Source organism: Mycobacterium sp. pV006, assembly GCF_041287115.1.
GTDB lineage: Bacteria > Actinomycetota > Actinomycetes > Mycobacteriales > Mycobacteriaceae > Mycobacterium.
In genome coordinates, this window is the sequence record NZ_JBGGKT010000003.1 from 129,217 (window position 1) to 151,483 (window position 22,267).

Below are 22,267 nucleotides of genomic sequence, written 5' to 3' on the forward strand. Positions count from 1 at the left end.
TGTTGCACGAAAAGACCTTTCGTCGGATTCAGGACAGCGCGGTGTCGGTGTGGGCGCGCTGCGCGTCGTCGGCGCCGCGGCGCACGTGGGACTCGGCGGCAGCGACGGCCCGCGTGACGTCCCCACTGCACAATTCGGTGAGCAGCAGTTGGTGTTGTTCGACCGCGGGAAGAGTGCGCTGCGGGTCGCGGTAACTCAGTTCGCCGGCCACGTCCAGACACTGCAGCAGGTAGCCGTCGAGCAGACCGGCGAAGCGGTCGCCGAACGCGATGCGGTAGATCGAGCTGTGGAACGCCAGATGGATCTCGGAGAACTCCTCGGATCCGACCCCGTGCGTGTCGATCACCTCGGCCATCGTGACCAGCAGCCCGCGGGGTTCGGCCCACTGCTCGGGTTTGGCGCGCTCGCAGGCCAACCGGGCGGCCAGCTTCTCCAGCTCCGTGCGGACCAGGAACAGATCCTCGATCTCGTCGGCGCCGATCCCGCGTGACCACAGACCGCCCGCGCTGCCGCGCTCGGCAAAACCGTCGCTCTCCAAGCGGCGCAACGCATCCCGCACCGGCGTCCGGCTGACCCCGAGCTGCGCGGCCAGCTCGGTCTCCACCAGATGGGTGCCGTGCGGGATCTGCCCGGTGATCAGCGCGTGCCGCAGCGCCCGGTACACGTGTTCGTAGGTCTTGCGCCGGGTCTGCACCGACAGCGAGGCCACCCCCTGAAGACGCTCGGGCCCGTTCACTGTTGCCCGCTCGCATCGCGCCGCAGATACCGCCCGGAGCCGTGCTTGCCGACGAACAACCCGTCGACGACCACGGGCCGTCCGGCCGCGATGACGGTGCGCACCGCACCGGTGAGCTGCCAGCCCTCGTACATGCTGTAGTCGACCTTCATGTGATGGGTCTCGGCGCTGATGGTCGTCGCACCGTTCGGGTCGAAGATCACCAGATCGGCGTCGGAGCCGACCGCGATGGTGCCCTTGCGCGGGAAGAGGCCGAACAGCCGCGCCGGAGTGGTCGAGAACACGTCGACCATCCGGCGCAACGAAAGATGGCCGGCCACCACACCTCCGGAATACAGCAGCTGCAAGCGGTGCTCGATGCCCGGGCCGCCGTTGGGAATCTGCGAGAAGTCGTGCGCGCCGATGGTCTTCTGCCCGTTCAGGCAGAACGGGCAGTGGTCGGTCGACACCACCTGCAGGTCGTCGGTGCGCAGACCGCGCCACAGATGCTCGTGGTGGTGCGCGGGGCGCAGCGGAGGGGTGAGCACGTACTTGGCGGTGTCGAAGCTCTCATCGTCGTAGACACTGGAGTCCAGGAACAGGTAGTGCGGACACGTCTCGGCGAACACCGGCCGGCCGCGGTCACGCGCAGCGGTCACCTCCGCCAGCGCCTCGGCACACGAGAGGTGGACGAAATACACGGGCGCATCGGCCATCTCGGCCAGCGCGATGGCCCGGTGGGTGGCCTCGGCCTCGGCCAGTTCCGGACGGGTCCGTCCGTGCCACGACGGGTTGGTGCGGCCCTGGGCCAACGCACGCCGCACCAGCACATCGATCACCGGACCGTTCTCGGCATGGATGCAACACAGCGCCCCGACTTGGCCCGCGCGTTCGATGACCTGGAACAGCGTGGCGTCGTCGACCATCAACTCGCCCGGATAGGCCATGAACATCTTGATACTGGTGACACCTTCGGAGACCAGTTCGTCGATCTCCCCCAGTGATTCGCCGGCCAGGTCGGTGATCACGATGTGCTGGGCGTAATCGATGACGGCCTTGCCCTCCGCGGCGGCCAGTCCGTCGTCGATGGCGGCACGCAGGTGCTGTCCCCGGCGTTGCTGAGCGAAATTGACCACGGTCGTGGTCCCGCCGATCGCCGCGGCGATCGTGCCGGACGCATAGTCGTCGGCGGTGGTCGTGTCGGCCATGCGAAACGCCAGATGGGTGTGCGGATCCACCCCGCCCGGCAGCAGATAACAGCCGCTGGCGTCGATCACCTGGTCGGCCGGCAGATCCAGCGCCGCACCGATCGTGGTCACCTTGTCGTCGGCGACGTACACGTCGGCGATGTAGTCGTCGGCGGCGGTGACCACCCGCGCGCCTTTGATCAGCAGGCTCACAGCGTCCCCACCCATGCCCGGTCGTCGTCACTGAACCTGTTGATGCCCATGTCCTCTCGGCAGCACCGTTGATAGATCGCGCGGAAGTGCGGCATCAGCGCGTGATTGCGCTGTTCGATCGCGGCATAGCGCGCCAGGTACTCGCCGCCGAGTTCCCGCACCTCGGCCAGGACCGCCTCCTCGTCGATGTGCAGGCAGCGTCCGTCGCGCACCACCACCTCGCCGTCGACCCACACCTCGGTGATCGAGTCACCGTTCTCCACGTAGACCAGGTGCTGGGCGATGTCGTTGGCCGGGGTGAAGTTCAGTGCGTTGAGGTCCAACAGCACCAGGTCGGCCTTGCGACCGGGCGCGATCGCGCCGACCTCGTCGGCAAGCCGGGCCGACCGGGCGCCGCCGCGGGTGGCCGCCCACAGCACCTCGTCGGCGGTGGGCCACATGTCGAAGTCGGGCTGGGTCACCTTGTGCAGCAGTGCCGCGAACTTCACCACGTCGAACATGCGCGCCGAGTCGTTGCTGGACAGGCCGTCCGAGCCCAGGCCGATGTTGACTCCCGCGTCGAGCAGGGTGCGCCACGGCGCGATGCCGGAGCCCAGCTTCAGATTCGAGACCGGGTTGTGGGCCACCGAGGCGCCGACCGCACCGAGGCGTTCGATGTCGCTGTCGGTCAACCAGATTCCGTGGGCCAGCGTCGCGCGGTCGGTCAGCACGCCGAGCGAATCCAGGTACTCGACCAGCGTCGACCCGTAGAATTCGCGGCCGGTCACGGCCTGCATCTTGGTCTCCAGCACGTGCACGTGGAAGGTCGTGTCGTGCGCGCGGGACAGCTCGTCGGCCGCTACGAACAGCTCGTCGGTGCACCGCTGCGGACCGCTGGGGGCGATCACGTAGCGCAGGCGCCCTGCCCGGCCGTGGAAGCGCGTCAACGCTTCCTTGCTGAACTGCAGGTAGTCCTCGGTGGTCCGCGGTGTGATCGCGCGGGCCTCGGCGAGCAGGTCGGGCGGCACCATCTCGTCGACGTACGGGATCGTGTCGATGTAGTGCCGGTTGACGATGTTGCCCGAGCAGTTGGCCCGGATCCCGATGTCCTCATAGCCACCGAAGACGGCTTCCAGCGCGGCCAGGCTCTGGGTGGGTGATTCGATCACGTCGTCGAGCAGACAGGTGGCGCCGTTGCGCAGCGACTCCATGCCCACCAGCAGGGTGCGCAGGTAGATCAGCCGCTCCGACATCGGTTCCAGGCCGAGGATCGGATAGGACAGCAGCATCCACAGCTCGAGCGGCAGGTTGTCGTAGCGGCCTTTGAACAGCGCTTCCCACGAGTGCACGTGGGCATTGACGAGGCCGGGCATCAGCAGCCGGTGCGTGCAGTCGATGACCTGCGCCCCCTCGGGGACAGCCAGATCGGGACCTACCGCGGTGATCCGGTCGTCGACGACGAGCACATCCGACCGGATGGGGTTGCTGCGGTGGGTGTCGTCCATGGTGACGACGAGGGCGTTGCGGAACAGGGTGGTCATCGGATCTCCTCGGCGTTGGGGAACAGGTCGGTGCGGCGGTGGTCGAAATAGCGCAGGGCCCTGCGGGTCTCGGTGAGGCTGCCGAGGTCGAGTTCGGCGATCACCAGGCCGGGTCCGTCGGGGCCGGGCCGGTGCGCGATGATCTCCCCGTCGGGCCCCACGATGCACGATTCGCCGTAGTTGTCGATCGGGTGACCGCCGACCCATTCGACGCCGATCTTGTTGGCGGCCAGGGCGAAGACGCCGTTCTCGCGGGCGTGGGTGCGCAGTTCGGCGAGGAAGAAGTCGACGCTGTCGCCGCCGCTGCCGGCGACCGGGACCGTCACCAGATCGGCCTGCAGGGCCCGCAGTTCGCGCCAGCACTCGGGGAACCGCCGGTCGTAGCAGATCGGGACCCCGATGCGGGCACCGCGGACGGTGTGCACTCCGAGCCATCGGCCGGCCGTGAAGTGGGCGGGCTCGTCGAAGCCGGGTGCGGGATGGTCACCGACCGGCAGGTGCAGTTTGCGCGCGACGGGGTGCGCAGCGCCGGTGCGGTCGATGCTCGGCACGACCTCGCCTCCGTCGAGCACCACCGCGGCGTTGTGGAACGTCTGCGCGGTGGCGTCGCGTTCGAACAGGGGCAGGACCACGGCGACGCCGAGATCTGCTGCCAGCGCGGCGATCCGGTGGCTCTGCGGCCCGGGGACCGGCTCTGCCCAGTCCTGGTAGGCGCCGACCGGCTCACCGCAGAAGTACGGGGTGGCCGCCAGCTCCGGGAGCACCACGAGCTGCGCGCCCGCGGCGGCCGCGTCGGCCAGCGCCGCCTCGACGACGGCGAGGTTCTTCTCGCGGTCGTCGGTGCAGGCCGGCAGCTGCGCGGCGGCCACGACGAGTGTGCTCACGTGCGCGCCCGTTCCTGTTGTGCGAATGCGCGGTCGACCTCGTCGGCCAGCAGGTCGACGAGCTGGTCGTGCAGCGAGTGGTACTCCGGGGACCGGGGGTCGCGGGGCCGCGGCATGTCGACCTCGACCATCGCCTTGATGCGTCCGGGGCGGGCGGTGAAGACCACGATCCGGTCGGCCAGCGCGACGGCTTCGTCGATGCTGTGGGTGACGAACAGTACCGAGGCGCCGCTCTCCTCGCGGACCTGGCCGATGTAGTTCTGCAGCTTGGCGCGGGTCTGCACGTCGAGCGCGGCGAACGGTTCGTCCATCAGCAGCACCCGGGGCTGCATCGCCAGCGCGCGGGCGATCGCCGCGCGCTGCCGCATGCCGCCGGACAGACCGTCGGGATGGGCGTCGGCGAAGTCGCCGAGCCCCATGGTCTGCAGCAGCTCCCGCGCGGTCTGCCGGCGTTGCGCCTTGGGCATCCCGCGCAGCTTCAGACCGAAACCGACGTTGTCGGCCACCGACATCCACGGGTAGAGCGAGGACTGCTGGAAGATCATGCACCGGTCCGGACCCGGTCCGGTCACCGGCTCACCGTCGGCGACGATCTCACCGGAGGTGATCGACTCGAGTCCGGCGATCATCGACAGCAGCGTGCTCTTTCCGCAACCGCTGGGGCCGAGGATCACGACGAACTCGCCGGCCGCCACGTCGAGATCGACCGAATCGACCGCGACCACCTCGGATCCGTTGTCGCCGAACACCTTAATGACTGCGCGGCACTGCACCGCGCCGGTGACCTGCTTGCTCACCGTGGCCGGCTGCGTCATCGTAGGGCCCCCTTTCCGGCCGGTTGCCACCACAGCAACCGGGTCTGCATCTGGCGGAACAGGACGTCGAGCAGGTAACCGGCGACCCCGATGACGGTCATCGAGAAGAACACCAGGCTCGAGTTGAAGGTGTTCCGGGCCAACATGACCACCTGGCCGAGCCCACTGCCGACGCCGACGGCCTCGGCGAGCAGCACCACCATCCACGCGGCGAACAGGTTCAGCCGCAGGCTCTGCAGCAGACCGGGCAGGATCGAGGGCAGGATGACCTGGAACAGGATCTGGCGCCGCGAGGCGCCCATCGTGCGGGCCACGTCGACGTAGGTCGCCGGTACGTCGTTGATCAAGCCGATGGTGGCCAGCGTCATGACGAAGTACACGCCGATGAAGACCATGAAGATCGCCGGTCCGTTGCCGATGCCGAACAGGAAGATCGACACGGGCAACCACGCGATGGGTGAGATCGGCGCGAGCAGCGTGACCGTCGGCAACACCAGGCCGCGCACCAGGAGGAACTGGCTGATCAGGACACCGGTGACGAGGCTGGCGAGAAAACCCAGCGCCAGGCCCGCCAGCACGCGCAGGACCGTGGCGAGCACCGTGGTCGTCACCGCCACCAGCGGAGTGGCCTGCTCGGCACCGATGGTCGCGGTGTCGAAGAACTGCGCCTGACTGCTGAAGTCCTGCAGGAAGATGTGCGGTGGCGGGAGCAGCAACTCCGGTGCCCACCCCAGCAGCCACGCGAGCTCCCAGATCCCGGCGAACAGGGCGACCGACCCCACCCACCACGCTGCGGCCACCCCGAGGCGGCGATACCGCGTGGGTTTGCGCCGGGGCGCCGCCGTGGCCCGTTGCGGCGCGGGCAGGTCGATGTGGGTGATGGCGGTCATGCGGTCTTCACCTTCAGCGAGTTGTACAGGCTCTGGTTCTCGTTGATGACCTCTTCGAGCAGCGACCAGTCGGCGAACTTCTCGTCGGGCAGCTTCTTGAGGTAACCGAGGTCTTTCATGCCGACGGCGCGCTCGAGCATGAACTGGGTCTTGTTGCGTTGGTCGACGACGTTGGGCTGTTTGGTCGAGGCATCCAGGGCGTCCTCGAGGCTGGTCTTGAAGTAGGTCCCGACGGCCACCTCGACGGCGGCGGCGCGGTCGGCCTCGGTCTGTTGCTGCGCCTCGAACAGCCCCTTGATCACCGCCTTGACGGCGCCGGGGTTCTCCTGCAGCAGCGGATTGCGCACCGCGAGCACGCAATCGGTGTAGCCGGGACCGTAGACGTCCTTGCCGTCGGACAGCAGCACCGACCCGGAACGCGAGTTCAGCGCCTGGGTGACGTAGGGCTCGATGTGGCACATGCTGTCGATGGAGCCGCTGATGAAGGCCTGGGCGAGTTCCGGCGAGGTCCCGAAGTAGCGGACCTCGATGTCCCCGAACGACATTCCCGCCTTCTGCAGGTAGTCGTACGGCAGCATCTCGAGGGTGTCGGCCTGGAAGGTGCCCAACGTCTTGCCCTTCATGTCCGCCGCGGAGTTGATGCCCTCCCGGGCCACGATCGAGCATCCCTCGACACCACCACCGGCCACGACGGTCACCGGGGCGCCCGCGTCGTACAGCGTGAGGAATTGGGTGTAGGGCACCAGCGACATGTCGACCTGGCCGGCGCCGAACAGTGTGACGATATCGGCGTTGGTCGGTGTCACGACGAATTCAATTGCGGCGCCGCCCGGTTCGCTGAGCTTGCGCTCCTTGGTCAGGAAGATGCCCAGGTTGCACAACCCCGTTCCGTGGGTGGCCTTCAACGTGGTCATCCCCGCCGCGTCGGGGGCAGCGGTGCCGGCGGTACCGGCGCCGGAACACCCGCTGAGCAACCAGGCCGGGACCGCGACCGCTGCCCCGGCGATGGCGGTGTTACGGAAGAATATGCGGCGGCTGACGGGCGCATCGAGTCTGTCTCTCATCGGGTGTTCTCCTTGACGGCGGCGGGGACGGTGGCGAGCTCGGCGTTGAGCAGATCGAGATCGACGGCGTGTAACGGGAATTCGGCGTCCTCGGGAACCAGTGCCAGTGACCGCACGGTGTCCCATCTCCCGTAGACGACGTCGATGAGGTGGCGGATGTCGACCATCGAGGGTTGGCGTCCGACGGCGTCGACGAGTTCTTCGAGGCCGTATCCGGGGAAATACTTCTGCGCGTGCCGCAGCGAGCCCGGCAGGTCGGCGACGATCACGTCGTAGGCACGCAGCATCGCCCGGATCGCCGCGCGCACCTGTTCGGGACGTTCCCGCAGGAACCGGCGGGAGGCCACCAGCGTGGTGTCGGGGAACGGGTACCCCCAGACGTCGGTGCCGCCGCTGAGGACGTGCCCGCCCGCAGCGCGCACCCGACCGGCATACGGTTCGGCGAGCGTCAGCGCGGCCAGATCTCCGGCCGTGAACGCCTCGATCGCGTCGTCGAGCACGTCGAAGTACCGGATCTCGACATCGGTCATGGCCAACCCGGCGGCGGCCAGGACGTCGTGCAGCAGAACCTCCATGGGGTCGGTGCGGAAGGTGCCGACCGGTGCGCCGGCCAGCCGGGACGCGTCGGGCATCGGTTCGCGGGTGAACACGAAGACGCCCATCAGACCGCTGCCGGCGACTAGGACCGGCGGGTCCGGACGCCAGGAATCGATCAGCGGCTGGGTGAAGCCCGCGGTGCCGAGGTCGGCCACGCCGGTGGCGAGAAGCTCTGCGGTGGAGCTGATGTCGGCGAAGTAGGGGGCCTCCACCCGCAGCCCTTCGTCGGCGAACAGCCCTTCGCCGACGGCGACGAACAGCGGGAGGTTCGACAGCGAGCAGCCGTGGGTCAGGATCAGGGTCTCGCTCATGCCGCGCACCCCGCGCGGTGTCCCTCGATCAGGGCGCTCGAGGCCGCCACCTGGCCGAACCCGCTACCGAGGACCCGCCAGCCCTGCGCGGGCCGCGGTGGGCCCGTGGTGACCGCGACGGTGCGCACCACGAGCCGGCCGTCCCGGTCGGCCGCCAACATCGCCGCGGCGTCGTCATAGGAGATCGCGATCGCCGGGCCACCCAGGTCGGCGGTGGCAACCACGCGAATGTCCAAGCCGGGCATGGCGATCCAGCCGCCGAGCACGGCCTCGAGCTCGGTCGAGGCGACCGCTCGGCCCGGTGCCAGCGGTTCCAGCGCCGCGCGGGTGCCGCCCGGCAGGGTGCCGTCACCGGCTGCGACGGCCACCAGTTCGAGTTCCGAGGCGCAGCACGGGCGACCGTCGCCGGCCGCGATGTGCAGACGACGGCTGACCACCCGCGCGAGGTCGGTGAACGCCTCGTCCGGCGCCGGTCCCGCCCATTCCATGACGGTGAGCCCGCCCGTTGTGTCCTGTATACAACGCATGCAGAGCATTAGATGCATCTGCTGTTTCGGAGGTGTTACCCGAGACGCCCTGTCGTGTTACCGGTTCCTCACCGCAGTGCCGCGGTGCGGCGCACCACGGGAAGCAACCCCAGCGCCAGGACCTGGATCGCGGTGACGACGACGATCAGTGCCGTAATCGACTGCGAGTAAAGGAATCCGGTGAGTGCTCCGCCCGCGGCGGCTGCCACCCCGATCACCGCGGCGTACATGCCGTAGGCCGTGGCGCGCCGGCCCGGTTCGACGAGATCGGCCACCACCGCACGCAACGTCGACTCCTGGATGCCCACCGCCGCACCCCAGACCAGGGCGCCCGCAACGACCATCGCGATGTGGTCACCGAACGCCAGAACGGGAACCAGCGCGGCGAGCACCGGGAGCCAGCCGAGCACGCGGGGACCGACCCGGTCGTATCGCCACCCGATGATCAGCGCAGCGACGGCGTCGGCGGCCATCGCCGCGGCGTAGATCAGCGGTATCGCCGCCACCGGGGCCAACCCGGATGTGACCTGATGGAACGACAACACCCCGAACGTCGCAAAACCCGTCATCGTCAGCGCGGAGAAGCCCGAGTACACCCAGAACGAGCGGGGCAGCGTCCGGACGAAGGTCCGCGCCGGCCCGCGCGGCCGCGTCGGAGTCTGCACCTCGTAGAGGTCGGGCTGCGGGACCACCGAGCGCAGCCAGAACAGCAGTGCGACCACGCCCAGACCGGGGATCGCCAGCAGCGCGAACGTCGGCCCGTAGTCACCGTCGAACGCCACCAGCATGGCCGCCACCGCGAGCGGTCCGGCGAACGCCCCGATCTGGTCCATCGCCTCGTGGACGGCGAAACCGCGGCCGCGGCCGGTGACGGCGGTCGCGTGCGACAGCAGCGTGTCCTTGGCCGGGCTGCGGACGGCTTTGCCGACGCGCTCGGCGATCACCAGCGCCGCAGCGACCCACAGCGCGCCCGCCACCCCGAGGAACGGGACGGTGGCCACGGTCAGGAAGTAGCCGGCGATGGCCCACGCCCAGAACCGGCCGGTGCGGTCGGCCAGTGGACCCGAGACGACACGCAGCACCAACGCCGCGGCCTCCCCCACACCGGTCACCACGCCCACCACGACGGCTGTGGCACCCAGCGACGCCAGTAGCGGGCCGGTGATCGAACGCGCACCCTCGTAGACGATGTCGGCGAGCAGGCTGATCACGCCGAAGGTCGTGACGAACCGCCATGCGCTCAGTCGCGTCGGCGGACGCGCGGTCATCCGCCGAGGCAGCCCGGGCCCAGCAACTCCTTCAGGTCACCCATCAACGCCGACGACGGCGTGACCCGCAGCGACTGGTCGAGTTCCAGCGTGGTGATGCGCTCACCGCTGATCAGGCGCAGGTGCACCTGCGCCGGACCGGGATGCCGGGCCAGCACCTGCTTGAGGGCACTGACCTTGTCGACGGTGCACTGCCGGGTGGGCAGGCTCACCGCCACCGGGCGGTTGGTCTGGGCGCTCGAGAAGTCGGGCACCACAAGCTCGTTGGCGATCAGCGAGATCCTGTCGTCGCGGATGGCCACCTTGGCGCCGATCAGAACCACGACGTCGTCGGCGATCTCGGCTCCGAACATCGAGTAGGTCTGCGGGAAGAACAGCACCTCGATGCCGCCGGTGAGGTCCTCCAATTGCGCCGAGGCCCATGGCAATCCGTTCTTGTTGACGCGGCGGTTGACCGAGGCGAGGATGCCGCCGACGCGGACCTGGGTGTCGTTGGCGACGTCGCCGTCGAGGATGGCCGGGATCTGGGTGTCGACCTGAGCGGCCAGCATGTGGGCGATGCCGTTGAGCGGATGGCCCGACACGTAGAGGCCGAGCATCTCGCGCTCCAGCGCCAGCTTGTGCTTGTCCTCCCACTCCTCGTCGGGCACGCGGATGGTGAACGCGGAATCACCGGTGTCCCCGTCACTGTCGCCGCCGCCGAACAGGTCGAACTGCCCCATCGCTTCGGCCTTCTTGGTACCGAGGACCGAGTCGACCGCGTCGGCGTGCACCAGGAACAACCCCTTGCGCGGATGCCCCAGTGAATCGAACGCGCCGGCCTTGATCAACGATTCGGTGACCTTCTTGTTGCAGGCCGCGATGTCGATCTTGTTCAGATAGTCCGAGAAATCGGTGTACTTGCCCTTCTCGGCGCGGGTGTTCACCAGCGAGGTGACGACGTTGGCGCCCACGTTGCGGATGGCGCCCAGCCCGAACCGGATGTCGTCGCCCACCGAGGTGAAGTTCTGCACCGACTCGTTGACATCGGGCGGCAGCACCGTGATGCCGAGTCGGCGGCAGTCGGCCAGATACACCGCGGCCTTGTCCTTGTCGTCACCGACGGAGGTCAGCAGACCCGCCATGTACTCGGCGGGGTAGTTCGCCTTCAGGTAGGCCGTCCAGTACGACACCAGCCCGTAGCCGGCCGCGTGCGACTTGTTGAACGCGTATCCGGCGAACGGAAGGATGGTGTCCCACAGGGCTTTCACCGCGCCCTCGGAGAAACCGTTCGCGGTCATCCCCTCGCGGAAGCCCTGGTACTCGGCCTCAAGCACTTCGAGCTTCTTCTTGCCCATGGCTTTTCGCAGCGCATCGGCCTTGCCCATGGTGTAGGACGCGACCTTCTGCGCGATGAACATGATCTGCTCTTGGTAGACGATCAGGCCGTAGGTCTCGGCGAGGATGTCCTTGAGCGGTTCCTCGAGCTCGGGATGGATCGGCTTGATCGGCTGGCGACCGTTCTTGCGGTCGGCGTAATCGTTGTGGGCGTTCATGCCCATGGGTCCGGGACGGTAGAGCGCCAGCACCGCGACGATGTCGTTGAACTCGGTGGGCTGCATGCGGCGCAGCAGGTCCCGCATCGGCCCGCCGTCGAGCTGGAACACACCGAGGGTGTCGCCGCGGCCGAGCAGTTCGTAGGCCTTCGGATCGTCGAGCGCCAGTGACTCCAGGTCGACGTCGACACCGCGGTTGGTCTTGATGTTCTCGATGCAGTCGCCGATGATCGTCAGGTTGCGCAGCCCGAGGAAGTCCATCTTCAGCAGGCCGATGTCCTCACACGACGGGTAGTCCCAGCCGGTGATGATCGCGCCGTCCTGCGGTCGCCGCCACAGCGGGATCGCGTCGATCAGCGGTTCGGAGCTCATGATCACCGCGCACGCGTGCACGCCGGCGTTACGGACCAGCCCCTCCAGACCGCGTGCGGTCTCGTAGATGGTGCGCACGTCGGGGTCGGTGTCGATCAGCGCCCGGACCTCGGCGGCCTCCTTGTACCGCTCATGGGTCGGGTCGGTGATCCCCGAGACCGGGATGTCCTTGGCCATGATCGGCGGCGGGAGCGCCTTGGTGATCCGGTCGGCGATCGCGAAGCCCGGCTGCCCGTAATGCACACGGGCGGCATCCTTCAACGCCGCCTTGGTCTTGATGGTGCCGAACGTGATGACCTGCGCCACGCGGTCGCTGCCCCACTTGTTGGCCGCGTACCGCAGCATCTCGCCGCGGCGGCGGTCGTCGAAGTCGATGTCGATGTCGGGCGCCGACGGGCGTTCGGGGTTGAGGAACCGCTCGAACAGCAGGCCGTGCGGGATGGGGTCGATGTTTGTGATGCCCAGCGCGTAGGCCACCAGCGAACCCGCGGCCGAACCGCGACCGGGCCCGACCCGGATGTCGACCGACTTCGCGTAGTTGATCAGGTCGGCGACGATGAGGAAGTAGGACGGGAAACCCTTGTCGCAGATGACCTTGATCTCGTACTCGGCGCGGTCGATGTAGTCCTGCCCGACCCCGGCCGGGAAACGCCGCCTCAACCCCTCCATCACCTCGTGGTGCAGCCACGAGGCCTGGTCGTGCCCCTCGGGGACCGGGAAGATCGGCATGCGGTCACGCGGTTTCCACACGTCGGCATAGGACTGCACACGCTCGGCGATCAGCAGCGTCGAGTCGCAGGCCCCGGGAACCTGGCCGTCCCACAGCGCACGCATCTCGCCCGCCGACTTCAGGTAGTAACCGTCACCGTCGAACTTGAAGCGCGTGGGATCCGACAGCGTCTTGCCGGTCTGGATGCACAGCAGCGCCTCGTGGTTCTGGGCGGCGTCGCGGGTGACGTAGTGGCAGTCGTTGGTGGCCAGCGGCGGGATGCCGAGTTTGTTGCCGATGTCGAGCAGACCCTCGCGGACCCGGCGCTCGATGTCGAGGCCGTGGTCCATCAGCTCGAGGAAGAAGTTCTCCGGGCCGAAGATCTCGCGCCACTTGGCCGCGGCCTCGAGTGCCTCGCGCTCGTGACCCAGCCGCAGCCTGGTCTGCACCTCGCCCGACGGGCAGCCCGTGGTGGCGATGATCCCCTCGGCGTGCTCGGCGATGATCTCGGCGTCCATGCGCGCCCACTTGCCGAGCTGGCCCTCGAACGACGCCAGGGACGACAACTTGAACAGGTTGCGCAGCCCGGTCGCGTTCTCGGCGACCATCGTCATGTGCGTGTAGGACCCGCTGCCGGAGACGTCGTCGCTCTTCTGGCTCGGGTCGCCCCACTGCACGCGCTTGGTCTCGAACCGCGACGCCGGCGCGATGTAGGCCTCGATGCCGATGATCGGCTTGATGCCGGCCGCGGTGGCGGCGTTGTAGAACTCGCTGGCGCCGAACATGTTTCCGTGGTCGGTCATGCCGATGGCCGGCATCTCCAGGCGCTGCGCCTCGGCCAGCATCGGCTTGACCTTCGCGGCGCCGTCGAGCATCGAGTACTCGGTGTGATTGTGCAGGTGCACAAAGGAGGCGCCGCCAGCAGCGCCCGCGCGAGGATCAGACGGGTCAGCCATAGGCACCAGAGTCTATGGCCGCCCACCGACACCGCTCGGCGTGTCGGGGAGGCGTGTCTTCAGGCCACGGCGTCGACGACGTTCGCACCCCGCCGACCGGTGCGGGCGCGGCGCACCGCGTCCACGGTGAACAGCAAAAGCGCCACCCAGATCAGGGCGAAGCCGACCCAGCGCGCCGGCGGCATCGGCTCGCCGCCGACGAGCACGCCCCACGTCAATTGCATCGCCGGGGTCATGTAGAACAGCAGGCCCAGCGTCACCAACGGCAGTCGCTGCGCCGCGGCAGCAAAGCACAGCAGCGGCAGCGCGGTCAGGATGCCCGCCGAGATCATCAGCGCGACGTGCCCGCCTCCGTGCGCTGTGAACGTGGCGTGCCCGGCGGCCTGCGCGACGATCACGTAGACGAGCGCCACCGGCGTGGCCAGTCCCGCCTCCACGCCGACGCTGACCCGCGGGTCGGTGGGCACCAGCTTCTTCACCGCGCCGTAGAGACCGAACGAGAACGCCAACCCCAGCCCGACCAGGGGCAGTTCTCCGAGACTGACGGTCAGGACCACCACCGCCACCACCGCGAGCGCCAGCGCTCCGATCTGCCACCGGTTCAGCGTCTCCCGGAACATCAGCATGCCCAGCGCGATCGACACCAACGGGTTGATGAAATAGCCCAGCGCCGCGTCGACGACATGTCCGTTGTTGACGGCGTACACATAGATCAGCCAGTTGACCGAGATCAGCGCCGCGGCCGCGGTCAGCAGCAGCCATTCCCGTCGGGTGATCCGGCGCAGGTCGCCCATCCGGCGCACGACGGCCACCACGACGACCATCAGCAGGAAGCTCCAGATGATCCGGTGGGCGAGCACCTCGACCGCACCGGCGGGTTTGAGCAGGGGGAAGAACGCCGGGAACATGCCCCACATCCCGTATGCGCCCACCCCGAAGAGCAGTCCGGACCTCACGGGTCGGGGTGGCGCAATGCGTCGAGCGCCTGCTGCAGATCACGCGGGTACTCGCTGATGATCTCGACGCGCCGACCGTCGGCGGGATGCGCGAACGCCAGCGACCGCGCGTGCAGCCACTGCCGCTCGAGACCGAGCCGCTTGGCCAGCGTCGGGTCGGCGCCGTAGGTCAGGTCGCCGCAGCACGGATGGTGCAGCGCGGCGAAGTGCACCCGGATCTGGTGGGTGCGTCCGGTCTCGAGTTCGATGTCGAGCAGGCTCGCGGCGCGGTGCGCTTCGAGCGTGTCGTAGTGGGTGATGCTGTGCCGGCCGCCCTCGACGACCGCGAACTTCCAGTCGTGGCCGCGGTGCCGACCGATCGGCGCGTCGATGGTCCCGCTCGACGGGTCCGGATGACCTTGCACCATTGCGTGATACCGCTTCTCCACCGTGCGCGCCTTGAAGGCCCGCTTGAGGACCGTGTAGGCGCGCTCCGAGAGCGCCACCACCATCACTCCGGAGGTGCCGACGTCGAGGCGGTGCACGATGCCCTGACGCTCGTGGATGCCTGAGGTGCTGATCCGGAAGCCGGCGGCCGCCAGCCCGCCCAGCACGGTCGGCCCGTGCCAGCCCACCGTGGCGTGCGCTGCCACGCCGGGCGGCTTGTCGACGGCGACGATGTCGTCGTCGGAGTACAGGATGTCCATGCCCTCGATCTCGACGGGCGTGTTCTCCACCGGTGCCGGCGCTTCCGGCAGCCGAACCTCCAACCAGGCCCCGGCGGTCAGCTTGTCCGACTTCGCAGCGACCGTGCCGTCGAGTTCGACGCCGCCGTCCTCGGCCAGCGCCGCCGCGGCCGTCCGCGACAATCCGAGCAGGCGAGCCAGGCCCGCGTCGACCCGCATGCCGGCCAATCCCTCGGGCACCGGCATCGACCGCGTGGTCATGCCGTTTCTGCCTCGCCGGGATCTTCACCGCTGTCGGGCTCGCGCCTGCCCGGGGAATCGAAGTCGAACCCGAACAACGACAACACCACCAACAGGATGGCCCCGCCGACGACCGCAGGATCGGCGACGTTGAACACCGGCCACCACCCGATCGACAGGAAGTCGACGACATGGCCCTGCAGCGGCCCCGGCGACCGGAAGAATCGGTCGACCAAGTTGCCCATGGCGCCGCCGAGGATCATGCCCAGCCCGATCGCCCACCACGGCGAGACCAGGCGTCGGCCCATCCAGATGATGCCGATGACCACACCGGTGGCGACCAGCGTCAGCACCCAGGTGTAGCCGGTGGCCAGGGAGAACGCGGCCCCCGAGTTGCGCACCAGCGTCCACGTCACGGTGTCGCCGATGATCGACACCGGCTGTCCGGGGGTGAGCAGTTCGACGGCCAGGACCTTGGTGACGATGTCCACGAGGAGGACCACCGCTGCCACCCCGAACAGCAGACGCACCCGGCGTCGCGGCGCGGGCTGCGCGCGCTGGTCGTCCGCAGCCGGCTCGGCGGTTTCGTCTGTCACGCGACCATCATCGCAAAACCGGAATGCGCGACAATTCCACCCATGGCCGGACTCGTCGTGATCACCACCGGCGGCACGATCGCTACCAGCGCCGACGCCGACGGGGTGAAACGTCCCACTCGGTCGGGTGCCGACCTGACCGCCGGACTCGACGTCACGGTCCGCGACGTGCTCCACCTCGACAGCTCGGCGCTCGTCCCGGCCGACTGGGACCGGATCGGCGCCGCCGTGCGCGACGCCGCGGCCACGGCCGAGGGCATCGTCATCACCCACGGCACCGACACCCTCGAGGAGACCGCGCTGTGGTTGGCGCTGACCTACGACGGGGCGACCCCGGTGGTGCTGACCGGTGCCCAGCGCAGCGCCGACGCCCCCGACCCGGACGGTCCGCGCAACCTGCGCGACGCGCTGACCGTGGCCGGTGACCCCGCCGCGCGCGGCCTCGGTGTCGTGGTGGCCTTCGCCGGCGAGGTGTTCGCGCCGCTCGGACTGACCAAGGCGGCCACCGACGACCTGCAGAGCTTCACCGGCCGGACGATCGGTTCCGTCGCGTCGCACACCTTCGCGGCCACCGGGCCGGCCGCGCCGCGGCCGTTCCTCGGGACGCTGCGAGCCGGCGCCGCGCCGCGGGTCGACATCGTCGCGGCCTACCCGGGCGCCGACGCGGCGGCCATGGATTCGTGCGTGGCCGCCGGTGCGCGCGGCATCGTGGTGGAGGCGATGGGTTCGGGCAACGCCGGGACGGCGCTGATCGACGCGGTGCGCCGACACTGCGGCGACGGTGTCGAGGTCGCGGTGTCGACGCGGGTGCCGGGCGGTCGGGTCAGTGCGGGCTACGGTCCCGGGCGGGCGCTCGTCGATGCCGGCGCGGTGGTCGCTGCGCACCTGCGGCCGCCGCAGGCCAGGGTGTTGTTGATGGCCGCGCTGGCCGCCGGCGAGAATCCGCGCGCAGTCTTCGAGCGCTTCGGCTGACGCCGCGACTACGGCGCGCTCTGGTAGCGCGCCACCTCGTCGACGTAGTCGGGCCAGTCCAGACTGTCGACGGGGTTGGCCCGGGACACCGCGGGGTCCTCGACGCCCAGGGTGCGCGCCGGTCCCGGCCCGGTGCTGCGGGTCTCGAAGCGCACCGTCATCACGCCGTGTCCCGCCCCTTGGATCCAGCCGTGGCCGAATTCGGTGTGGGTGACGTCGTCGCCGAGCCGCCACGCCGGCGCCGCGTCGGCGAGGCTGCTGACCGTCTCGGGGGCATCGGTGTCGGCGGCCTCCTCGGTGACCGCCTCCAGGTCGGGGAACAGCGGTTCCTGCTGCACGTCGCTGAGACCGGAGAACCCCACTCCGAGCAGCCGGATGGGACCGATGTCGACCGGATCGAGCAGCAGGCGCCGCGCGGTGCCGATCAGGGTGGCCATGTCTGTGGTGGCGTACGGCAACGTGGCCGAACGGGTCAGCGTGCTCATGTCCGAACGCTTGAGCTTGACGGTGACGGTGCGCGCGCCCCGTCCGTCCTTCAGCAGCCGTCGGTGGGCGTGCTCGCCGATCGGCACGATCGCGTCGCGCAACTGGTCGAGGGTGCGCATGTCCTCGGCGAACGTGGATTCGGCGCTGATCTGCTTGGCGGGCGCGTTCTCGGCGACGGGTCGGTCGTCGATGCCGTGCGCGAGCCGGTGCAGTGCCGGTCCGACCGTCGCGCCGAGGATGTTGGCCGCCTCGGCTTCGCTCAGCGCAGCGAACGCACCGATGGTCTCGATACCCAACCGGTGCAGCTTGTCCTCGGCGACCGGACCGATCCCCCACAGTCGCCGGACCGGTAGGCCCGCCAGCAGACGCTGTTCCTCGTCGCGGGCCACGACGCGCACCCCGTCGGGTTTGGCCAGCCCGGAGGCGATCTTGGCCAGTTGCTTCCCCGATCCCGCCCCGACGGAGGCCACCAGCCCGGTCACCGCGCGCACCCGGGCGCGCAGTTCCTCGCAGAACTCCTCGACGTCGCCCTCGGTGGCCCCGGACAGCTCGGCGGGTTCGCCGAACGCTTCGTCGAAGGACAGCTGCTCGAGCACCGGAACACGGGCGCGCACGGTGTCGAAGACACGTCGGCTGGCCAGCCCGTACACGACACCGCGCGGGGGCAACACCACCGCGCCCGCGCCCACCAACCGCCGCGCCTGGTGCATCGGCATGGCCGAGCGCGCCCCGAACACCCGCGCCTCGTAGCTGGCGCCGGCCACCACGCCCCGGCCTCCGACCCCGCCGACCAGGACGGGACGGCCCCGCAGCGTGGGCCGGGTCAACTGCTCCACCGAAGCGAAGAACGCATCCATGTCCAGGTGCAGGACCCATCGAGCGCCCATCGTGTCGATGCTAGGACGCTACGGTGACGGGCATGGACGACGTGCCGATCCGCGACGACACGATCCGGCTCGGCCAGTTCCTGAAGCTGGCGAACCTGATCGACAGCGGCGCGGACGCCAAGTCGGTGATCGCCGACGGCCGCGTCTCGGTCAACGGAGAGACCGAGTCGCGACGGGGACGGCAGCTGCGCCCCGGCGACGTCGTCGAGCTCGACGGTCGCGGCGCGCGCGTCACCGATCGGACACTGTGATCCAGCTCACCGCAGGCGTACGGTCGAGGTATCTCTGAAGCAGGAGGGAGATACCCATGAAGGGCGCTTACCGGGACCCGGTGGACCACGTACGGACGACCTTCCAACACGCCGGCGAATCGTTCATCGACACTCTGTGGTGGCCCGGCCTGATCCTCATCGGGGTGGGGACCGCCCTGATCGCCGGGACGGTCGCCGCCACGGCGTACGGCAATGCCGACCTGTCGCTGGTGCTCGGTCTGATCGCCGGCGCACTGGTGACGGCCGGAGCGCTGCTGGTCACCCTCGAACACCAGCGCGTCAAGCGCGTGGAGCGGCAGTGGCGGGCCGAACACCCCGACCCCGATCGGCACCTGCGAGCCGGCTAGACCCCGTCAGCCGTTCGCCTGCTCGACCCGGCGCAGCCGGAACGGGTGGTCGTCGCCGACGCGACCCGTGAACCAGCCGTCGCCGTCCTGCGTACTGCCCAGCGGCTCGGCGCCGATCCGGAAGCGGGTGGCAAGCAGTTCGCCCGCAATGAGGTCGGCCAACTCCGGACGCCAGCCCTCGGGCAGTTCCGGCACGGTGAGCTCCAACTCGATGCGGTCACCGATGTCCAGACCGAACCGGCGGCGCGCCTCCTGGAACTCCCGGATCATGTCGCGGGCCCAGCCCTCGGCCTCCAACTCCGGGGTGACCGTGCCGTCGAGCACCACCAGACCGGCGCCCTCGGGCAGCGCTGCGGTGTACTCCGGGTCGGCCGCGACCAGCCGGGAACTGAACTCCTCGGGCTGCAGCACCGCCGGTCCCGCGGTCAAGGTGCCGTCCTCGTTGACGACGGCCTCCCCCGCCTTGACGGCCTTGATCGCGGCCTGCACGTCCTTGCCCAACCGGGGTCCGGCCACCCTCGCGTTCACGGCGAGGTCGAAGCGGCCGTGGGCGGCGATGTCGTCGGTGAGCTCGACGGCCTTCAGGTTCAACTCGTCGGCGATCAACTCCCGGTAGGGCTCGAGTCGGTGCGGATCCTCCACCGCGACAGTCAGTTTCGGCAACGGCAGGCGCACCCGCAGTTTCTTGGCCTTGCGCAGCGACGACCCGGTCGACGCCACGTCGCGCACCAGGTCCATGTCGGCCACCAGCCGCGGGTCCGCCGGCACCTCACCGGCTTCGGGCCAATCGGTCAGATGCACCGACCGCTCGCCGGTGACGCCACGCCAGATCACCTCGGTGATCAACGGCAACAGAGGAGCCGCAAGCCTGCTGGTCACCTCCAGCACCGTGTGCAGCGTGTCGATGGCGTCGGCGTCCTCATCCCAGAATCGCGAACGCGACCGCCGCACATACCAGTTCGTCAGCGCCTCGGTGAACTGACGCAACTGGTCACACGCCTGGGAGATGTCGCAGACGTCCAGGGATGCCGTCAGCTCGTCGCGCAGGATCGCGAGCTTGGCCAGGATGTAGCGGTCCAGCACGTGCTGCGAATCGGTGCGCCAGGTGCCCTTCTTCGGCGCATAGAGCGCCAGGAACGAGTACGCGTTCCACAGCGGCAGCAGCACCTGACGGACGCCCTCGCGGATACCCTGCTCGGTGACGATCAGGTTGCCGCCCCGCAGGATCGGCGAGGCCATCAGGAACCACCGCATCGCGTCGGAGCCGTCGCGGTCGAACACCTCGGTGACATCCGGATAGTTGCGCAGCGACTTGCTCATCTTCTGGCCGTCGTTGCCCAGCACGATGCCGTGCGACACGCAGGTCCGGAACGCGGGACGGTCGAACAGCGCGGTGGCCAGGATGTGCAACGTGTAGAACCAGCCGCGGGTCTGCCCGATGTACTCGACGATGAAGTCGCCCGGGAAATGCGAGTCGAACCAGTCCTGGTTCTCGAACGGATAGTGCACCTGCCCGTAGGGCATGGATCCGGAGTCGAACCAGACGTCGAGCACGTCTTCGATGCGGCGCATGGTGGACTTCCCCGTCGGGTCGTCCGGGTTGGGCCGGGTCAGCTCGTCGATGAACGGACGGTGCAGGTTGTCCGGACGCACCCCGAAGTCGCGTTCGAGTTCGTCGAGGCTGCCGTAGACGTCGATCCGCGGGTAGGCCGGGTCGTCGGACTTCCAGACCGGAATCGGGGTGCCCCAGTAGCGGTTTCGGGAGATCGACCAGTCGCGGGCACCGGCCAGCCACTTGCCGAACTGACCGTCCTTGACGTGCTCCGGATACCAGGTGATCTGCTGGTTGAGCTCCACCATGCGGTCACGGAACTGGGTCACCTTGATGAACCACGAGGACACCGCCCGGTAGATCAGCGGGTTGCGGCACCGCCAGCAGTGCGGATAGGAGTGCTCGTAGGTGTCGTGCCGCAGCAGCACCGCGCCGTTGGCTGCCGCGGCGCCGGTGCCGTTCTTCAGGTCACGGATGATCTGCGGGTTCGCGTCGAAGACGTGTTGGCCCGCGTAGTCGGGCACCGTCGTGTCGAACCGGCCCTTGGCGTCGACCGGGGTGACGGCCTCGATACCGCCGGCCGAGGCGGTGGCCATGTCGTCCTCGCCGTAGGCCGGCGACAGGTGCACCAGACCGGTGCCGTCGTCGGTGCTGACGAAGTCGGCGGGCAGCACCCGGAACGCGTTGGGCGAGTCCGCGAAGTACGGGAACGGCGGCGCGTACTGCACACCGAGCAGGTCGCGCCCGGCGTAGGTGGCCACGATCGTGGGTTCTTCGCCCAACTCGCGGGCATAGGCGCCGACCCGCGCCTCGGCGAGGACGAAGCGCCGGCCGTCGGCCTCCACGACCACGTAGGTGACGTCGGGCGCGACGGCGACCGCCTGGTTGGACGGCAGGGTCCACGGCGTGGTGGTCCAGATCAACAGGTGGGCGCCGATGAGTTCGGGGACCGGGCCGGCGACGATGCGGAACCCGACGGTCAGTGCCGGGTCCTGCCGGTTCTGGTAGACGTCGTCGTCCATCCGCAGTTCGTGGCTGGACAGCGGGGTCTCGTCGTTCCAGCAGTACGGCAGCACGCGGTTGCCCTCGTAGGCCAGACCCTTGTCCCACAGTTGCTTGAACACCCAGATGACCGACTCCATGAAGCCGATGTCGAGGGTCTTGTAGTCGTTGTCGAAGTCGACCCAGCGCGCCTGGCGGGTGACGTAGTCCTGCCACTCGTCGGTGTACTTGAGCACCGAGGCGCGGCAGGCGTCGTTGAACTTCTCGATGCCCATCTCTTCGATCTGGGCTTTGTCGGTGATGCCGAGTTGGCGTTGCACCTCCAGTTCGGCGGGCAACCCGTGGGTGTCCCAGCCGAACCGGCGCTCGACCTTGTAACCGCGCATCGTCCGGTAGCGCGGGACGATGTCCTTGACGTACCCCGTCAGCAGGTGCCCGTAGTGGGGCAACCCGTTGGCGAACGGCGGCCCGTCGTAGAACACGTACTCTTCGGCACCGTCGCGGTTGGCGATGGTGGCGCGGAAGGTGTCGTCGCGGTCCCAGTACTCGAGGACCTCGCGTTCGAGCTCGGGGAAGCTCGGGGATCCACTCGCCGGCTTGGGGTAGGCGCTCACGTCGGTACGTCTCTTTCGTGCCTCGAGATCCAGGCACGGGGACGACGCCGACGCGTTTGCGTGAGCACCGCGGTACCACCCCGCTTGCGCACCGATGTGCGCCGCTCGTTGTCGG

At 68.9% G+C, this 22,267-nt stretch carries 19 protein-coding genes; 3 read left to right on the top strand and 16 right to left on the bottom strand.

Annotated elements, in window-relative coordinates:
- Positions 1 to 28: 28 nt before the first annotated feature.
- The 14 genes from ACAG25_RS06625 to lspA all read right to left on the bottom strand — a co-directional run bounded on the left by ACAG25_RS06625 (position 29) and on the right by lspA (position 16,020).
- Complete coding sequence (locus ACAG25_RS06625) at positions 29 to 736, bottom strand: GntR family transcriptional regulator (protein WP_370487531.1); 708 nt, start codon at positions 734 to 736, stop codon at positions 29 to 31.
- Complete coding sequence (gene hydA, locus ACAG25_RS06630; protein ID WP_370487532.1) at positions 733 to 2,115, bottom strand: dihydropyrimidinase; 1,383 nt, start codon at positions 2,113 to 2,115, stop codon at positions 733 to 735. Before hydA ends, ACAG25_RS06625 begins: the two co-directional genes overlap by 4 nt.
- Positions 2,112 to 3,635: an amidohydrolase family protein gene (locus ACAG25_RS06635; protein WP_370487533.1), complete on the bottom strand. Its 1,524-nt coding sequence runs from the start codon at positions 3,633 to 3,635 to the stop codon at positions 2,112 to 2,114. The genes hydA and ACAG25_RS06635 overlap by 4 nt, the downstream gene beginning before the upstream one ends.
- Positions 3,632 to 4,519: a carbon-nitrogen hydrolase family protein gene (locus tag ACAG25_RS06640; RefSeq protein ID WP_370487534.1), complete on the bottom strand. Its 888-nt coding sequence runs from the start codon at positions 4,517 to 4,519 to the stop codon at positions 3,632 to 3,634. The genes ACAG25_RS06635 and ACAG25_RS06640 overlap by 4 nt, the downstream gene beginning before the upstream one ends.
- Positions 4,516 to 5,334, bottom strand: coding sequence for an ABC transporter ATP-binding protein (locus ACAG25_RS06645; RefSeq protein ID WP_370487535.1), 819 nt, complete (start codon positions 5,332 to 5,334; stop codon positions 4,516 to 4,518). The genes ACAG25_RS06640 and ACAG25_RS06645 overlap by 4 nt, the downstream gene beginning before the upstream one ends.
- Positions 5,331 to 6,224, bottom strand: a complete 894-nt coding sequence (locus ACAG25_RS06650; RefSeq protein WP_370487536.1) for an ABC transporter permease — start codon at positions 6,222 to 6,224, stop codon at positions 5,331 to 5,333. The genes ACAG25_RS06645 and ACAG25_RS06650 overlap by 4 nt, the downstream gene beginning before the upstream one ends.
- Positions 6,221 to 7,288, bottom strand: a complete 1,068-nt coding sequence (locus ACAG25_RS06655; protein WP_370487537.1) for an ABC transporter substrate-binding protein — start codon at positions 7,286 to 7,288, stop codon at positions 6,221 to 6,223. Before ACAG25_RS06655 ends, ACAG25_RS06650 begins: the two co-directional genes overlap by 4 nt.
- Positions 7,285 to 8,196 (bottom strand): ABC transporter substrate-binding protein, encoded by a 912-nt coding sequence (locus ACAG25_RS06660; protein ID WP_370487538.1) that lies wholly within the window; start codon positions 8,194 to 8,196, stop codon positions 7,285 to 7,287. Before ACAG25_RS06660 ends, ACAG25_RS06655 begins: the two co-directional genes overlap by 4 nt.
- On the bottom strand, positions 8,193 to 8,723 hold the full coding sequence (locus ACAG25_RS06665; RefSeq protein WP_370487539.1) for a hypothetical protein: 531 nt from the start codon (positions 8,721 to 8,723) through the stop codon (positions 8,193 to 8,195). Before ACAG25_RS06665 ends, ACAG25_RS06660 begins: the two co-directional genes overlap by 4 nt.
- A 68-nt stretch (positions 8,724 to 8,791) precedes the next feature.
- Complete coding sequence (locus tag ACAG25_RS06670; protein WP_370487540.1) at positions 8,792 to 9,991, bottom strand: MFS transporter; 1,200 nt, start codon at positions 9,989 to 9,991, stop codon at positions 8,792 to 8,794.
- Positions 9,988 to 13,563, bottom strand: coding sequence for a DNA polymerase III subunit alpha (gene dnaE / locus ACAG25_RS06675; RefSeq protein ID WP_370487541.1), 3,576 nt, complete (start codon positions 13,561 to 13,563; stop codon positions 9,988 to 9,990). Before dnaE ends, ACAG25_RS06670 begins: the two co-directional genes overlap by 4 nt.
- Positions 13,564 to 13,622: 59 nt before the next feature.
- Positions 13,623 to 14,519: an EamA family transporter RarD gene (gene rarD / locus ACAG25_RS06680; RefSeq protein WP_370487542.1), complete on the bottom strand. Its 897-nt coding sequence runs from the start codon at positions 14,517 to 14,519 to the stop codon at positions 13,623 to 13,625.
- Positions 14,516 to 15,445, bottom strand: a complete 930-nt coding sequence (locus tag ACAG25_RS06685; RefSeq protein WP_370487543.1) for an RluA family pseudouridine synthase — start codon at positions 15,443 to 15,445, stop codon at positions 14,516 to 14,518. The genes rarD and ACAG25_RS06685 overlap by 4 nt, the downstream gene beginning before the upstream one ends.
- Complete coding sequence (lspA, locus tag ACAG25_RS06690; protein WP_370487544.1) at positions 15,442 to 16,020, bottom strand: signal peptidase II; 579 nt, start codon at positions 16,018 to 16,020, stop codon at positions 15,442 to 15,444. The genes ACAG25_RS06685 and lspA overlap by 4 nt, the downstream gene beginning before the upstream one ends.
- Positions 16,021 to 16,062: 42 nt before the next feature.
- Between lspA and ACAG25_RS06695 the strand changes: the two genes are divergently transcribed.
- Positions 16,063 to 16,992 carry an asparaginase gene (locus ACAG25_RS06695; RefSeq protein WP_370487545.1) on the top strand — a complete coding sequence of 310 codons (930 nt, stop codon included), beginning with the start codon at positions 16,063 to 16,065 and terminating at the stop codon, positions 16,990 to 16,992.
- A gap of 8 nt (positions 16,993 to 17,000) precedes the next feature.
- Here the strand turns inward: ACAG25_RS06695 and ACAG25_RS06700 are convergent, their stop codons facing one another.
- Positions 17,001 to 18,365: a DNA polymerase IV gene (locus tag ACAG25_RS06700; RefSeq protein ID WP_370487546.1), complete on the bottom strand. Its 1,365-nt coding sequence runs from the start codon at positions 18,363 to 18,365 to the stop codon at positions 17,001 to 17,003.
- 32 nt (positions 18,366 to 18,397) lie between these two features.
- Here ACAG25_RS06700 and ACAG25_RS06705 point away from each other — a divergent pair, with 32 nt between their 5' ends.
- Both ACAG25_RS06705 and usfY read left to right on the top strand, forming a co-directional pair.
- A complete protein-coding gene (locus ACAG25_RS06705; protein WP_370487547.1) occupies positions 18,398 to 18,616 on the top strand; it encodes an RNA-binding S4 domain-containing protein in 219 nt (72 codons plus the stop codon).
- Positions 18,617 to 18,672: 56 nt separating this feature from the next.
- On the top strand, positions 18,673 to 18,984 hold the full coding sequence (usfY, locus tag ACAG25_RS06710; protein ID WP_370487548.1) for a protein UsfY: 312 nt from the start codon (positions 18,673 to 18,675) through the stop codon (positions 18,982 to 18,984).
- Between the two features lie 6 nt (positions 18,985 to 18,990).
- Here the strand turns inward: usfY and ileS are convergent, their stop codons facing one another.
- Complete coding sequence (gene ileS, locus ACAG25_RS06715; RefSeq protein ID WP_370487549.1) at positions 18,991 to 22,152, bottom strand: isoleucine--tRNA ligase; 3,162 nt, start codon at positions 22,150 to 22,152, stop codon at positions 18,991 to 18,993.
- Positions 22,153 to 22,267 lie beyond the last annotated feature (115 nt).

Coding starts and splice junctions, on each gene's coding strand:
- ACAG25_RS06635 (WP_370487533.1), bottom strand. CDS start 3,635: ATGACCACCCTGTTCCGCAACGCCCTCGTCGTCACCATGGACGACACC.
- ACAG25_RS06645 (WP_370487535.1), bottom strand. CDS start 5,334: ATGACGCAGCCGGCCACGGTGAGCAAGCAGGTCACCGGCGCGGTGCAG.
- ACAG25_RS06650 (WP_370487536.1), bottom strand. CDS start 6,224: ATGACCGCCATCACCCACATCGACCTGCCCGCGCCGCAACGGGCCACG.
- ACAG25_RS06655 (WP_370487537.1), bottom strand. CDS start 7,288: ATGAGAGACAGACTCGATGCGCCCGTCAGCCGCCGCATATTCTTCCGT.
- ACAG25_RS06660 (WP_370487538.1), bottom strand. CDS start 8,196: ATGAGCGAGACCCTGATCCTGACCCACGGCTGCTCGCTGTCGAACCTC.
- ACAG25_RS06665 (WP_370487539.1), bottom strand. CDS start 8,723: ATGCGTTGTATACAGGACACAACGGGCGGGCTCACCGTCATGGAATGG.
- ACAG25_RS06670 (WP_370487540.1), bottom strand. CDS start 9,991: ATGACCGCGCGTCCGCCGACGCGACTGAGCGCATGGCGGTTCGTCACG.
- dnaE (WP_370487541.1), bottom strand. CDS start 13,563: ATGGCTGACCCGTCTGATCCTCGCGCGGGCGCTGCTGGCGGCGCCTCC.
- ACAG25_RS06685 (WP_370487543.1), bottom strand. CDS start 15,445: ATGACCACGCGGTCGATGCCGGTGCCCGAGGGATTGGCCGGCATGCGG.
- ACAG25_RS06695 (WP_370487545.1), top strand. CDS start 16,063: ATGGCCGGACTCGTCGTGATCACCACCGGCGGCACGATCGCTACCAGC.
- ACAG25_RS06700 (WP_370487546.1), bottom strand. CDS start 18,365: ATGGGCGCTCGATGGGTCCTGCACCTGGACATGGATGCGTTCTTCGCT.
- ACAG25_RS06705 (WP_370487547.1), top strand. CDS start 18,398: ATGGACGACGTGCCGATCCGCGACGACACGATCCGGCTCGGCCAGTTC.
- usfY (WP_370487548.1), top strand. CDS start 18,673: ATGAAGGGCGCTTACCGGGACCCGGTGGACCACGTACGGACGACCTTC.